This is a genomic window from Mesorhizobium sp. B2-1-1 (genome assembly GCF_006442975.2).
GTDB lineage: Bacteria > Pseudomonadota > Alphaproteobacteria > Rhizobiales > Rhizobiaceae > Mesorhizobium.
In genome coordinates this window covers 98,182-111,077 of the sequence record NZ_CP083955.1, presented here as the reverse complement: position 1 = coordinate 111,077, position 12,896 = coordinate 98,182, and the positions used below count along the sequence as shown (strand labels likewise).

Sequence of the window (12,896 nt, the reverse complement as noted above, 5' to 3'; positions counted from 1 at the left end):
CAGTGTCAGAGGCCGAGACCCTTCTTGCGGCCAAAGCTCCAGTCGATGCCGCCGTCGCCACGTGCGACACCGGAGACGTGCTGGCCGAGATGCTTTTCGAGTGAGGGCGTCCAGGGGACGAGCTGGAAGCCTAGTCCGTCGTCGATCATGGCGAAACGGCCGGAGGCGAGCGCCAAGCGCTGGCGATAGGTGCCGGCAACAAAGTCTCCGCTGGCGGCGCGCTTGAAGGGTTTTCCGGTGTCGGCGGCGAGCCTGTCGCCCAGCGTCTCCAGTTCCGCACGTCGCAGCGTGTCGAGCAGGTTCCGGGTGAAGACGACCCGTCTGCCTTGGCGCTCCGCGAACCCCTGTTTGACAAGATGTTCGGCGCGCCGGTCGAGGGCGTCGCGAACCTCGGCGCCGAAGCCGGCCTCGGCCAGGGCGGCCGGTTCGCGCGCGATTGCCTGACGGTCGAGCCAGGTCGCACCCGATGCCGTGATCTGCTGATCCACTCCAAGGTCGGAGCGCACGGCGAGCGCGGCTCGCCGCTGCCCGCGCGCATCATCGAATTTTCGCAGCTCGACGATCGATCCCGGTGCGCTGTCGCCAGCGGCCTCCAGATCGGAGAGCTTGATGTGATGGGTGCGTCCGTCGACGCCGTCGACCACGGCATAGGCCGTGCCGATCAGTTCGTCATCGAGCCCACGATCGACCAGCCGGCCGACAACCGGCGTCTCCAGGCTCTCCGCGGCCAGGACATAATTGGCTGAGCCACGCTCGATGTCAGCCGCACTCATCGCGCGGTGGATGCGCTTGATGATGTCGCCGCGCTCGCCTAGCTCGCGCAGTGTTGCTTCGGCCCGTTCGTCGATTGCCCATTGGCCAGGCCCGGCCTGTTGGGCAAGACCAAGGGTCTCGAGCTTGCGCAGGCGACCGATTTTCAGAGCGTGATACTCGTCCGGTTGACTTTGGGGAGATGGCGCGAGATCGATGATCCCGCTGTCACGGCTGTCGCGAAGCAACTGCCGATCAAGTTGCGTCCACCGCTCGGACTGGATGTGGCTTTCGAGCGAGTGGCGGATATCGAGCTCGGTGCGCGGACCCAGTTCCTGGGTAACCAGATCGCGAGCCCGGTCGCGCATGCCTTCCTTGATGTAGTCACGCGCGATGACCAGATCCTGGCCATCGTCGCGAACCCCACGCACGATCAGGTGAATGTGGGGATGCTCGGTGTTCCAGTGATCGACCGCCACCCAGTCGAGCCGCGTGTCGAGGTCCTTCTCCATCTGCCCCACCAGATCGCGGGTGAAGGCGTTGAGGTCCGCCATATCGAGAGCGTCGTCCGGCGAGACGATGAAGCGGAAATGGTGACGATCGTCCTTGGCGCAAGCGGCGAAGGAAGCGCCATCGGCATTCTCCGTTCCCGGCCCGAACAGCTTCCCCTTCTCCCCGTCCCGGCTGACACCCTCGCGGCGCAGATAGTTGAGGTGAGTGCCAAGTGGAGCGGCGCGCACGGAATGACGGACGACTCGCGCCTTGACGACGGCGCCGCGCGATCGCGAGGTGATGAGGCGGTTGGCCTGGATGCTGGCGCGCTGACCGTGACCAAAGCGGGAGCGGCTTGCTTGTACAATCCGGCCCGAGCGCGAAATACCGCCGCCGGCCTTTTTCGCCGCGGCCAACACCTGCGCGATGAAGGGCCGGGCCTGCTGGGCGCGCGTGGAGCGGATGCGCCCGGGTCGAATGCGAAACTCGCGCTCATCAGCCATGGCGCGGCACCGCAATGTGGAAAAAGAAAAGCAAATACAATATGCTGGCTGCTTCATACACATTGCGCCGATGGCCGGCAATGTGCGGAACGCGCCAGAAAATCAAGCAAGAACAACCACCAGACCGCCGCGCAATGTGCGCCCTTTTATCCTGCCATCCCTCGGTTGTTACCTCGTGCCCGACTCGCCTCATTGGCTGCGACGTCAAACGAGACCCCAGGGGGCGACCTGACGGAGACTTCGTCATCGCTGCGATGTCCGGACGTCGGACCCTGTGAACAGCTGGCGCGGCCGCGAACCGGCCGCGAAAAGTTTGCGCACCAACGGTGACGACGAAACCTCGACGGAAATGTCTTCGCCAGCCGGAAGACCGGAAGCGGCCATTGACCCGGACGGGACTATGAACAGCGGCGCAACCGTCCAGCTGACGGCCTTGGCATGGCCGGCGGTGAGTGCGCCGGGCGCATCACCGCCGCCCCAGAAAGGGCGAAGCGTGACAACATAGGCCCGGGTCTCAGCCGGCAGCGGACGGCCCTTCAAGGAGGCTTCGTAACGCCCTGGCCCGGCGTTGTAGGCGGCGAGAAAGCCCGGTGAACCGTATCGATCATACAGCTCGCGAAGATAGGCGGTGCCGGCAAGGATGTTGTCGCGCGGATCATAGGGATCGCGGCCGAGCTGGTGACGAAGGCGCAGCTCGGCAAAGGTTGCGGGCATGATCTGCATCAAGCCCAAGGCGCCCTTTCGCGACACGGCGCGCGGGTCGCGGGCGCTTTCGACGTGCATGATTGCCCGTATCCAGCGCTGAGGAACGCGGAAGCGATGCGACGCCTCGGCAATAGGCGCGGCATAGGGATCGTCCGCGGATTTGCGGGAGGCCGGCGCGGATTGTGCCAGCGCCCCCGTCATCGCGTGACAGACGATCAGCATGCCACCGATCAGCCAGAGTGCCTCTCGCCGACCAGGCAACCGACTGACGGGGCGGCTTCCGTCCGCACGTTTCGGCGCCGATGGCCCACTCATCGAGCACGCTCCGGCCGCGATTTCGGCCGGATCCAGCGCAGAGACCAGGAGCCGTCGTCGGTTCGGAAGAGACCGGCGCGAAAGCGCCGGCCAAACAGCGGGTCCTCCAACCGGCACGACAGATAGTCGCCAACCGTCTGTCCGGTTTCCTTCCAGGCCGCACCCACCTCGGGGCCGCCGCCGTCACCGATGTGGATACGAAAATCCGGCGCTTTGCCGTCAGATATTGTGGTCGGCACAAGCACCAGCTCGGCATCCACGAGCAGCGTTCGAACCCGCCCGCAGTAACCCGAATCTGTTTTCTGGAAGACGCCGATCTCGGCCATGGATTATCTCCTTCTCTTGTTGGCTGGACTGAATTTCAGTTCGCCGGAGCGAGCCAGGTGTAGTGGCCATCGCCCCTCTCGTCGGTCCAAAGCGGCAGCGCGGCCCCGACGATCGAGCTCGCCGGGAACGGGCCGAAATAGCGGCCATCGAGACTCTCCCCGACCTTCCGGTTCATGACGAAGATTTCGGCGGCGGCGATGATGCGGCAGCCCTGCCATTCCGGCAGCGCGCGCCCCTTGCGGTCGCGCTCCAGTGCAGCACCCAGCGCAAGCCCGTTCACCGTGACGAGGCGGCCGAGACGGCAGACTTGCTGCCCAGGAAGCCCTTCGATGTGCTTCAGCATCGGCACGCCGAGCGGAAGGTAGCCACGCTCGGCGGCGAACCGAGCGACCTTGTCTGGCGGTTCGATGACAACGAGCGCGCCGGCCGTGGGGACGGCCATGTTCCTGATCGCATAAAGCCCGAGTGGCGCGCTGGCCGACGCGTTCCACAGCAGCAGCTGCGGCATCTCCACGACAGCGGGAGCGACCGTCGCGGTGACGGCTGCAAGTGCCGCGGCTATGCAGGCGGTGCGGCTCATGAAGTCACCCGCTTGCGCAACAGAAAGGCGCGGTGCTGCTCGAGCGAATAGGCACGCGGCCTTCCGCCCGCAATCAGACGGTTGTGGGTCTGACGCCAATAGCCCGGTGCGGCCTCGACCGGATCGAGGCCGATCGCCTCGACCGCATCGATCAGTTGGAGAACCCGCTCGACCTTGTCCCAACCTGCGATCTTGAGCAGGATCTCGCCGCCTGGCCGGATGTAAGGCAGAGTCTGATACGCTTCAGCGGGCAAGACCGCGCGCACGATGTCGATGCGCGAAACAACAGTGCCAAAGTCATTCGCCGCCCAGCGCACGAACGCAAAAACACTGCCTGGCGCAAATCCGACGACGCGGCGCCGCTTGTCGATGATCGTCTCATGGGCAGGACGTCCGAAGCGGATGCGATGCTCAATCCGATTCTCGATCCAGATCAGCTCGACCGTCGTGAGGTCGTCGCGCGGCGTCGATTGGGTAGACGACGTCATGTGTCGTCTCCCTTGCGCCAGCCAGCGCACCGCCGCTTCTGCCCCTCACTGCCAGTCGACGGCTTGCGCGCAAGACTGTTAGATTGAGAGTTAGACTCTAAGTTAAGAGCGCGATTTTCCGTGTCGACCCCGCCGCTTAGGGCCGATCGCGGTTCCCGAAAGCACGAGGATCCGGTTCCCGATGGCACGATAGTCCGGGTTCCTGATGGCACGACCCTGTCCACTGATCCGGGCGCCGGCTCGAAAGCCAACAGCACACGGCCGCTGGCTTCGACCTCCGTGAACAGAAGGTATCCCGGCAAAGGTTGGCGGCGCACGATGCCACGCAGTTCGAAGGCGAAGCGCTTGAGCGGCGAGAGGCTGCCGGACTTGCGATGCAGGTGGCTGATGTCAAAACGCCAGCCGGAGTGCTGGCGACCGCCATGCTTGCGCACCAGCCGATAGAGCCAGCGCTCCAGACCGCCCGTCAGGCGGAAATAGGCGCGGTCGATCGTCAGGATGAGCGCATCGTCCATAACAGCGCGGTAGAACCAATCCGGCAAAATCAATTCGACGCCGAGCGGGTGGCCGTTTCGATCGAAGCGCTCCTGCCACTCGTTGATCCACGAGAAGCGATGGCGCCGGCCTTCGGCGCGTTGGCGAATGGAGGTGACGACGCTTGTCGACTGCAGGCGATCGAGCGCCGCCTTGAGGCGCAGATAGTCTCGCTTCGAGACACCGCGGCCGACGAAGGTGAGCATTTCGTATGGCGTCGCGGCCATCAGGCGCGAAGTGCGCAATCCGGCGTCCCGCGCATTGACGATCTGGCTTGCGGCCCAGATCAGGATATCGGCATCCCAGATCGTCGCCATGCCGTGGTCGGGCATCGCTTCGACACGGATAGCCACATCGCCGGCGCGAAAGTCGATGGGCGCGATGCGCCTGGATTTGGCGAGGGAAAAGAAGGGATAGGCCATGAGGTCCTGCGCATCGCGTGGCGCGACAACACCGGGCAGCGCGTGGAACAGATCAAGCTGTCCGCGTTCCGATGGTTGGCGTGGTCGTGCCGACATAGGGGAGATCAGCCGTGTCAGCGCCTTTCGCGCCCGGCATAGGCGATCAGGCGGGCGGCTTGAGGCTTGGCGGGCAGCACCGAGCCTTGCGGATCGGATGTCGACGTCATCGCGCCGCGCTGCACCCAGGCCTGGAGGTCGTCGACGGCGTAGACGACGCGGCCGCCGAGTTTTCGATAGGCAGGCCCGGTGCCGTAGGTGCGGTGTTTCTCCAGCGTACGCGCCGAAAGACTGAGGAAATGCGCAGCTTCCGAAGTGCGCAGGTAGCGCGGCGGCAATGGCGCGGCGTCGGCATTCATCGGGTGTCTCCTTGCGGCCGTCGAGATTGAACGGCGATCGATGGCCAGGATGGAAGAGTGTGGAGACGGTGATCAGGTGCGCAATTGAGGGGCGCTATTTCGCACCGCCAAGAGGCCTTCAGGCAGTGGCGCCGGCGCGCAGCCATTGAGAACAGCCGCGCTCGACCATCTCCACGGCGTCGCGCATCAGACGACAGGAAGCCGGTAATGGCAGCCGGCGGCGCGGAAAGCTTCCGCGGCACCGGCAGAAGGCGCCTCGCCCGACACCGGGCGAGGCGTCTGCCAGTTCACTCGCCGTTGCGGCGGTTGGGGCGGGACCAGATGAGGCTATGGCCCTCGCCTTCCTCGTCGGCGAAGAGGTTGGCGTAGATCGGGGCGGTGAAGCTCGGATCGTCGAGCTTGAGCCCGAGATAGTCGCGGCCCTCGTTGGAGCGCTTGGACCAGGCGGCGCCGATTTCGGCCTTGCCGACCACCACGCGGTGGCTTGCAGCGTTCTCGCCGCTGGCCCGGGTGTCGGGGACGATGCGCACGCCCTTGGCCTGGACGCTGAGGGTGATGATCTCGCCGGTGAACTCGTTCGCATTGGTCTTCTTGAAAGTGCCGATGGTAGCCATTTTCAGTCTCCGTTTCTTCGTTTCCGAGCCCGCACCATGCGGCCTCGATAGCGATCACAGGGCCGGAGGCGACCGCCGCCGCATCGCTTGCGACCGCAGCAAAAGCGGAGGATGGCGGAGGCGCGCGTTTCTTGGTTCCGCGAGGAATGGGCTTTGCCCAGGGGAAGAAACGCGCAACGCGCCCTTGCGGCATAGGCGGTCGAGGCTTCAGCCGTCCTTCGGCCAGATCAGCCGGCTCGAGAGGTCGTTGGTGCGCTCTGCGAAATGAAGGAGGGAGGCAATCGCGGCATCGGTAGCTCGGCGACGAAGCGGATTGGTTGGCCAGGAGGTCCGCCCACAATGTTGACCCGCATCAAAGGCTTGCCCCGTTGTGCCAAGCGCACGCGACGGCACACTGCGAATGTCCTGTTTGGGCCGAAGAACGAACCCGCTGCGCGGGATGGGCGCGCTGGGATGAGGTAGAGATCACGAACCGGACGTCGCGCTCGCATTTGAGGGTGGTTCGGCAGCGGCAGAGCATCACAGGCTTCTTCAACAAGGAGCCTGACCATGCCCTGTCCTGTTCTTGATGCACCTATCAGTCCAGTTCGTCAGCGGCTGATCGACGACATGAATATGCGGCGTTTCTCACAGGAGACGCAGCGCAACTATCTCCGCGACATCGGACGCCTGGCGACGTTCCTCGGCCGGTCGCCGGATACAGCGACCACTGACGACCTGCGCCGATTCCAGATCGAGCAGCAGGACGACGGCGTTCCCGTGCCGACGATGAACAGCATCGTGTCGGCGCTGCGCTTCTTCTTCACACATACGGTCGATCGCCCCGATCTGGCGCGCAAGCTCGTTCGTCTGGCGCACCCGCGCAAGCTGCCGGTGGTGCTGAGCCGCGACGAGGTCGCCCGGCTACTCAACGCCACCACCTGCCTCAAGCACCAGGCCGCGCTGTCGGTCGCTTATGGCGCGGGCCTGCGCGTGGCGGCGGTGGCGACGCTGAAGGTTGCTGACATCGACAGCCAGCGCATGCTGTTGCGCGTCGAGCGCGGCAAGGACGGGCGATACCGCAACGCCATGCTGTCGCAAGACCTGCTCTTGTTGCTGCGCCAGTGGTGGAAGGGCGGACGCCAGCAGGGGGGTGATGCATCGCGACGGCTGGCTGTTTCCTGGGCAGCATGCGATGAAGCCCATCAGCACGCGGCAGCTCTATCGCGTGGTCGTCGAGGCAGCGCAGGCGGCCGACATCGCCAAGCGGGTCGGGCCGCACATGCTGCGTCACAGCTTCGCCACCCACCTGCTGGAGGACGGCACCGACATTCCGGATCATCCAGGTCTTGCTCGGGCGCGCCAAGCTAAATAGCACCGCCTTCTACACCAAGGTTGCAACCCTCACGGTGCGCACCGTCACGAGCCCGCTCGACAAGCTTGGCCTCTTCAAGCTGGAAGAGATCTCGCCCGACGGCTGAGCGTGCGCGCCTCGATTGAGGTTGCCGACATCTTCCGCACTGCCGGGCCCGCCTACCGGGCCGTCCATGCAGGGCATCTGACACTGCAGCAACTCAAGGTCATGTCGGCGATCGAGCACTGCCGCACCGCCGCCCTTGGCGGTCACGTGGAGGCCTGCGAGGACTGCGGCCAGTGGCGCATCGCCTACAACTCCTGCCGCAACCGGCACTGTCCGAAGTGCCAGGGTGCCGCGGCGCGGACATGGCTTGCCGAGCGCGAGGCCGACCTGCTGCCGGTCGGCTACTTCCACGTCGTGTTCACGCTGCCGGCCGAGGTCGCCGACATCGCCTTCCACAACAAGGCGGCGGTCGACGACCTGCTGTTCAAGGCGGCATCGGAGACGATGCTGACGATCGCTGCGGATCCGAAGCATCTCGGCGCGCGCATCGGCATCACCGCCGTCCTTCAAACTTGGGGCTCGGAAATGTCGCACCATCCGCATGTGCACATGATCGTGCCGGGCGGCGGCATCGCGCCAGACGGAAGCCGGTGGATATCGTCGCGCCCGGCCTTCCTGCTGCCGGTGCGCGTGCTCGGCAAGCTGTTCCGCCGCCTGTTCCTCTCTCGGTTGGTTGCGCTGCACGATGCCGGCCGGCTCACCTTCTTCGGATCGATGGCGCACTTCACCGACCGGCGAGCATTCCTGCGGCACCTGGCGCCGGTCCGGAAGAAGCGCTGGGTGGTTTATGCCAAGGCGCCCTTCGCCGGGCCTCAAGCCGTACTTGCCTATCTGTCCCGCTACACCCACCGCTTTGCGATCTCGAACCGCCGCCTCATCCGATTCGATGAGGCCGAGGTCACGTTCCGCTACAAGGACTATCGTCGCGACGGCACAGACCGGCAGCAGATCATGACGCTCGCCACCGACGAGTTCATCCGCCGATTCCTGCTCCACATCCTGCCGCGTGGCTTCCACCGCATCCGGCACTACGACCTGCTCGCCGGCGGCTCCCACAAAGCCAGCCTCGCACTCGCGCGCAAACTGTTGAGCGTCGCGCCGCTGCCCGAAGACGGCACTCCGGAAGAACCGACTGACTTCCGCCCGCCATGCCCGTGCTGCGGCGGACGGATGATCATCATCGACGTGTTCGAACGTGGAGGCAGCCGCGCGGGCCGCCGGACGCGTCGGCGACGAACCGGGAGAGCGTCCCATGACGCGGCATGGCGAAGTCCAGCCTTCAGCCACAGGCGCTCAGCCTCCGGCGACGAACCCACGCGCGTCCATGGAGATCATCGGCCTCGACAGGGCTAAGTCCGACCGCACGCCGAGCCGAGGAGGCCGCACGGCCGGAAGACAAGGCGGTCCGTGCATCAATCCCGCCGCTTCTCGCCGGCGGTCGCGCTATCCCCGACACCAGCCAAAAATCGAAATCCCCATAACCCCTCGCCTGTGGCTCGAGGGTTCCTTCTTCGGAGACTTTCGTACGCCTGCCGGCGCCCGAAACTCTTCACGGAATCGGACGGCTGGCTTCTAGGCTCAGATCATCAGAAGCGGACTTAACAGGAGGTCTGTGCGCCTCAGCTGAACTGATCCGAACGCGAACAGCGAAATCGAGAAATTGAAGAGAATAGGTCCGCTCGCCGGGAGCAGCCTTTACGTCTAGGGCTGTCGAAATCCCACGCGCGCCCTGTAGATTCTCCCAAGGTAAGCCAACCGCGCGGGTTTAAGCTCCTCTCGCTTCAATCCCGATGACGTAGCGCGTCGAGCCAGTATCTTAATATCATAATTACAGCACTGGACCATTCCTCGGGGGCCTTCAGTAGCGCGGCTTCCCGATCAGCCCACCAGCTGTCTGTCTCACGCTCCAGCAAGATACGGACAAAGCGATGTCCTTCTGGTCGGTGCTTCTGACCTTGATCTTCAGCACCGAACCCGCCCGCAATGCGGCTACTGTTCCTTCATCGAGGGTGAGCGGCACGATGCAGCCGGCCGGCAAGCAGGTTGAGAAGCGCAGCGCCTCAAGGGGCTGGCTGTCATCGATCTGCAATGCGGCGCCGGCGTCGAGCATAAGCCCAAACGGAAGCACGACATTGCCCGCGAGCGTGGCGTCGCTGTTTCGCCTAAGCTCAACAGCCAGGACCCGCTGGCCGTTCTGCTGCGTCTGTTGCTGGGAGACACCGCACGTTACCGTTGATGTGCTGCTTTGACAGGTCAGGCTCCAGTCTTGATAGCTTTCCTGGAGCGAAGTCGCGCCGCCTGGCAGCTTTGAAGTCACATCTTGAGACAAAGCCGCGGTGCCCATCACCATCAAGCCGAGCGTCGCCGCTGCACTGGCCAGCGGGAATTTCCACATGCGCAATTCGATCACCTTTCTTGCGGGTGAGATTTATGCTCAGGAACTCCTGCAGCTTTCGCGCGGACTGCCTGGAAAGGCCGCCCTTGAACTGCTCCGGTCGGCTGGTTCGTGAGGCATAGGCGTAAAGCACGTGAATGCCCATGATTGCGATCAGCTGCTCGATATGGACGTGGCTGACGCCCTCCTTCTTCGTAAGCTCCGCCTTGAGCAGTTTGGCGATGCGCAACGCATTAAAGTCCCGCGTGCCAAGGGGCGGAGGCATCAACTCCGTCTCCACCGGGCCGAATTGCTGCCTGGCCAGTTCCTTCAGGCTGTCGTCCGGGTAGACGATAATTGCGCTCTCCCGCGCCTTCGACAGCCGCAAGCGAGCTTCAAGATGTGCCGGCTTGACGATGATGCTCCCTGCCGCCGCGTCGTAGCGCTCAGCCTTGGCTCCCCCGAGGGAGGCACACACGCCTGGTGCGGCCTCGAGACCGACATAGACAACGTGATCACTTGCCTCGAAGGTGTGTAGACCAGGTGCCATGACGGAACAAGACGCCCTGCCCCGCTGAGTCGCTATCGTCCGCTCATCGGTTGTCGAAGAAACAGATTGCAAGTCCAGTTCGGGTGGATCGAAGCCGGCATCCAGATCGTGCTCAGAAGAAGTCATATCAGTCGGCCTGTGTCACAGCGCGAGGCAGGAAGACATTCACGTTTCAATTAGTGAATCCTAATTTAGAAGACGAACACTCCCATTCACCTTAGTGAGCGCCGTCAGACGTCCCTGGAATGTAAACTATCCCCCGAATGAACCGGTTCCCGATCATTCGCTTTTGATTCAACTCAACAATGGAACAAGGGTCGTGTGCCACACCCGCAGCGGTTGTGGACCAGAGTTGAGCGGCTTGTCATTGACCAGACCCCAACCGCAAAAAAGTGAGCTCGAAGGGTTGCCATGCACTCACGGGGGCGCATATCGGGTCGCGGGGATGCACTGCGGTTCGCTGGGTGCGCGGGCCACAACCTTGATGATGGTGACGGAACATTGAAAAATCCCGAACTTCGCCCAATCGATCTTCCACAGAGCAGCAGCGGCCTCGGAGCCTTGTGACCAGACTATTCGGAGTGCATGGGAATGCGGGGCCGAGGCTGGATTCGGGAACTGCGGCTTGCTGACGCTCAACAGCTCAGAAAGCAAATCGCCCAGTTCGAAATGGAACTACTTACGGAAAGAGAGTCATTCAAACTAAGAAGGCTCGCGGAGCTCGGCTATCACATCCATTCCCGCAAGTTGCGACTTCAACGCCTGGAGCGCTGCATCTCTGCGCTGAAGTGACTGATCTCTAGGAACCGCCGGCGACCGCCGAGTGGTCCGCTCGCGAAAAATAAGCTTTGGGGAGCACGATCCTGCATTCCATGCGCAGCGATCGGAGGCGGCGAGGTTGTAATACGAGTGTCCCATTCCGTTTCTCCTTCGGCCATGATTGGCCACCGGAGAAACGCGGGTACCCCTCGGGGCGTGATCCTGGCTAACCGCAATCTGATCGGTCCCGACATCGTGATCGCGGCGACGGCTATAGTACGGGCCTCGAATCGATGGTGGGCAAGCTTGGCGTTCTGGACGGCAGGGCGTTCCGCTTTTTAACGGCGGCGATCATGATCCGACGCGGCCGGGTCTGTGGTTCACGGGAATGCAGCCAAATGTCCGCGGCTGCTTCGCCGACGCCAGGATTCAGGCGCGCCATCGCAAAGGCCATTGTCAAATCATCGCGGCGCGAAGCGCGCCAGCAGCGGCAAGCAACGCCACAACAACCCACGACGGCATCCGCCATACGACCAGAAGCAGGAACCCGGTTACAGCCAGAGCAAAATCCCCTGGCGTGACGACTGCGCTCTTCCATACCGGATCGTAGAGAGCCATCCCAAGGATGCCGACCACAGCCGCATTCGCACCGCTCATCGCAGCCTGGGCGCCTGGACGCGAGCGCAGGGCGTCCCAAAACGGCAACATGCCGTAAACAAGCAGCGTACCGGGCAGGAAGATGGCGATAAGCGCGATCGCCGCGCCGGCCAGGCCGTTTGGAACGGGGCTTGCCACGCTCCCCAGATAGGCAGCGAACGTGAAGAGCGGCCCCGGCACTGCCTGCGCCAGTCCATAGCCCTGCAGGAAGGCTTCGTTCGTCACCCAGCCCGTGTTGACGACCTCCGTTTGCAGCAGCGGCAGCACCACATGGCCTCCGCCGAATACCAAGGCCCCAGAGCGGTAGAAGGCGTCAAAGAATGCGATAGCGTGACTACCCGTGGCCCGTTCCGTCAGCGACGGAACGACAAGGAGGACAGCAAAGAGTGCTAGCGAAACAGCGCCGCCGCGAGCCGAAACGGGAAAACTCAAATGTCCAGGCACCTTGGTTTCCTCGCCAGGGCAAAGCCATAGCCCGGCGAGGGTTCCAAGGACGATCGAAGCTATTTGCGCGAACGACCCGCCGACGACGACGACAACCGCAATCGCGAGTATCGCAATGGCGGCGCGCTGCTTGTCGGGCGTTAGCGTTCGCGCCATGCCCCAGATTGCTTGTGCTACCACGGCAACAGCCACGAGCTTGAGCCCGTGAAATACGCCGTCCGCGACTGGGCCATGAAGCCCTGCCGCACCAAAAGCGAAGGCCACAATGATCAGTGCCGATGGCAGGGTGAAGGCGAGCCATGCTGTAAGGCCACCTGCCAGGCCACCACCTCTGAATACGCCGAGGGCGAAGGCCACCTGGCTGGACGCCGGACCAGGAAGAAACTGGCAAAGGGCGACGAGATCGCCATACGCTTGCTCATCGAGCCATTTGCGACGCAACACCAGTTCGTTGCGATAGTAACCGAGATGCGCGATGGGTCCGCCAAACGATGTGAGGCCAAGCCTCAGGAATACACGAAAGACTTCGCCTGCGGACCCGCGTATCGGCGCGCCTAGCTGTTGGTCCATTGCGTTGCCCATACGAAA

The 12,896-nt window shown here is 63.6% G+C and carries 11 protein-coding genes and 2 pseudogenes; 2 read left to right on the top strand and 11 right to left on the bottom strand.

Going from position 1 to position 12,896, the window contains the following annotated elements; translation table 11 throughout:
* Positions 1-5 precede the first annotated feature (5 nt).
* The 8 genes from FJ972_RS28280 to FJ972_RS28245 form a co-directional block, all read right to left on the bottom strand.
* On the bottom strand, positions 6-1,745 hold the full coding sequence (locus FJ972_RS28280; RefSeq protein ID WP_140523002.1) for a relaxase/mobilization nuclease domain-containing protein: 1,740 nt from the start codon (positions 1,743-1,745) through the stop codon (positions 6-8).
* Positions 1,746-1,988: 243 nt separating this feature from the next.
* Positions 1,989-2,765 carry a lytic transglycosylase domain-containing protein gene (locus FJ972_RS28275; RefSeq protein ID WP_140523004.1) on the bottom strand — a complete coding sequence of 259 codons (777 nt, stop codon included), beginning with the start codon at positions 2,763-2,765 and terminating at the stop codon, positions 1,989-1,991.
* Positions 2,762-3,091: a DUF736 domain-containing protein gene (locus tag FJ972_RS28270; RefSeq protein WP_140523006.1), complete on the bottom strand. Its 330-nt coding sequence runs from the start codon at positions 3,089-3,091 to the stop codon at positions 2,762-2,764. Before FJ972_RS28270 ends, FJ972_RS28275 begins: the two co-directional genes overlap by 4 nt.
* A 35-nt stretch (positions 3,092-3,126) precedes the next feature.
* Positions 3,127-3,672 carry a S26 family signal peptidase gene (locus FJ972_RS28265; protein WP_140523008.1) on the bottom strand — a complete coding sequence of 182 codons (546 nt, stop codon included), beginning with the start codon at positions 3,670-3,672 and terminating at the stop codon, positions 3,127-3,129.
* Positions 3,669-4,160, bottom strand: a complete 492-nt coding sequence (locus FJ972_RS28260) for a DUF2840 domain-containing protein (RefSeq protein WP_140523433.1) — start codon at positions 4,158-4,160, stop codon at positions 3,669-3,671. The genes FJ972_RS28265 and FJ972_RS28260 overlap by 4 nt, the downstream gene beginning before the upstream one ends.
* Positions 4,157-5,212: a replication initiator protein A gene (locus tag FJ972_RS28255; protein WP_140523010.1), complete on the bottom strand. Its 1,056-nt coding sequence runs from the start codon at positions 5,210-5,212 to the stop codon at positions 4,157-4,159. The genes FJ972_RS28260 and FJ972_RS28255 overlap by 4 nt, the downstream gene beginning before the upstream one ends.
* A gap of 17 nt (positions 5,213-5,229) precedes the next feature.
* Positions 5,230-5,511, bottom strand: coding sequence for a helix-turn-helix transcriptional regulator (locus tag FJ972_RS28250; RefSeq protein ID WP_140523012.1), 282 nt, complete (start codon positions 5,509-5,511; stop codon positions 5,230-5,232).
* Between the two features lie 287 nt (positions 5,512-5,798).
* The gene (locus FJ972_RS28245; RefSeq protein WP_140523014.1) at positions 5,799-6,125 is read right to left on the bottom strand and encodes a DUF736 domain-containing protein; all 327 of its coding nucleotides are present in this window, start codon (positions 6,123-6,125) and stop codon (positions 5,799-5,801) included.
* A gap of 549 nt (positions 6,126-6,674) precedes the next feature.
* Here FJ972_RS28245 and FJ972_RS28240 point away from each other — a divergent pair.
* Positions 6,675-7,585: pseudogene (locus FJ972_RS28240) on the top strand (site-specific integrase).
* A gap of 2 nt (positions 7,586-7,587) precedes the next feature.
* Positions 7,588-8,780: pseudogene (locus FJ972_RS28235) on the top strand (IS91 family transposase).
* A 602-nt stretch (positions 8,781-9,382) separates the two neighbouring features.
* Here the strand turns inward: FJ972_RS28235 and FJ972_RS28230 are convergent.
* From FJ972_RS28230 to chrA, 3 genes are all read right to left on the bottom strand, one after another.
* Positions 9,383-9,781, bottom strand: a complete 399-nt coding sequence (locus tag FJ972_RS28230; protein WP_224656334.1) for an invasion associated locus B family protein — start codon at positions 9,779-9,781, stop codon at positions 9,383-9,385.
* Entirely contained in the window at positions 9,693-10,574 is an 882-nt protein-coding gene (locus FJ972_RS28225) for a hypothetical protein (protein WP_224656336.1), read from the bottom strand. The genes FJ972_RS28230 and FJ972_RS28225 overlap by 89 nt, the downstream gene beginning before the upstream one ends.
* Before the next feature lie 1,089 nt (positions 10,575-11,663).
* On the bottom strand, positions 11,664-12,890 hold the full coding sequence (gene chrA / locus FJ972_RS28220; protein WP_140523016.1) for a chromate efflux transporter: 1,227 nt from the start codon (positions 12,888-12,890) through the stop codon (positions 11,664-11,666).
* Positions 12,891-12,896 lie beyond the last annotated feature (6 nt).

Coding starts and splice junctions, on each gene's coding strand:
- FJ972_RS28280 (WP_140523002.1), bottom strand. CDS start 1,745: ATGGCTGATGAGCGCGAGTTTCGCATTCGACCCGGGCGCATCCGCTCC.
- FJ972_RS28275 (WP_140523004.1), bottom strand. CDS start 2,765: ATGAGTGGGCCATCGGCGCCGAAACGTGCGGACGGAAGCCGCCCCGTC.
- FJ972_RS28270 (WP_140523006.1), bottom strand. CDS start 3,091: ATGGCCGAGATCGGCGTCTTCCAGAAAACAGATTCGGGTTACTGCGGG.
- FJ972_RS28265 (WP_140523008.1), bottom strand. CDS start 3,672: ATGAGCCGCACCGCCTGCATAGCCGCGGCACTTGCAGCCGTCACCGCG.
- FJ972_RS28260 (WP_140523433.1), bottom strand. CDS start 4,160: ATGACGTCGTCTACCCAATCGACGCCGCGCGACGACCTCACGACGGTC.
- FJ972_RS28255 (WP_140523010.1), bottom strand. CDS start 5,212: ATGTCGGCACGACCACGCCAACCATCGGAACGCGGACAGCTTGATCTG.
- FJ972_RS28250 (WP_140523012.1), bottom strand. CDS start 5,511: ATGAATGCCGACGCCGCGCCATTGCCGCCGCGCTACCTGCGCACTTCG.
- FJ972_RS28245 (WP_140523014.1), bottom strand. CDS start 6,125: ATGGCTACCATCGGCACTTTCAAGAAGACCAATGCGAACGAGTTCACC.
- FJ972_RS28225 (WP_224656336.1), bottom strand. CDS start 10,574: ATGACTTCTTCTGAGCACGATCTGGATGCCGGCTTCGATCCACCCGAA.
- chrA (WP_140523016.1), bottom strand. CDS start 12,890: ATGGGCAACGCAATGGACCAACAGCTAGGCGCGCCGATACGCGGGTCC.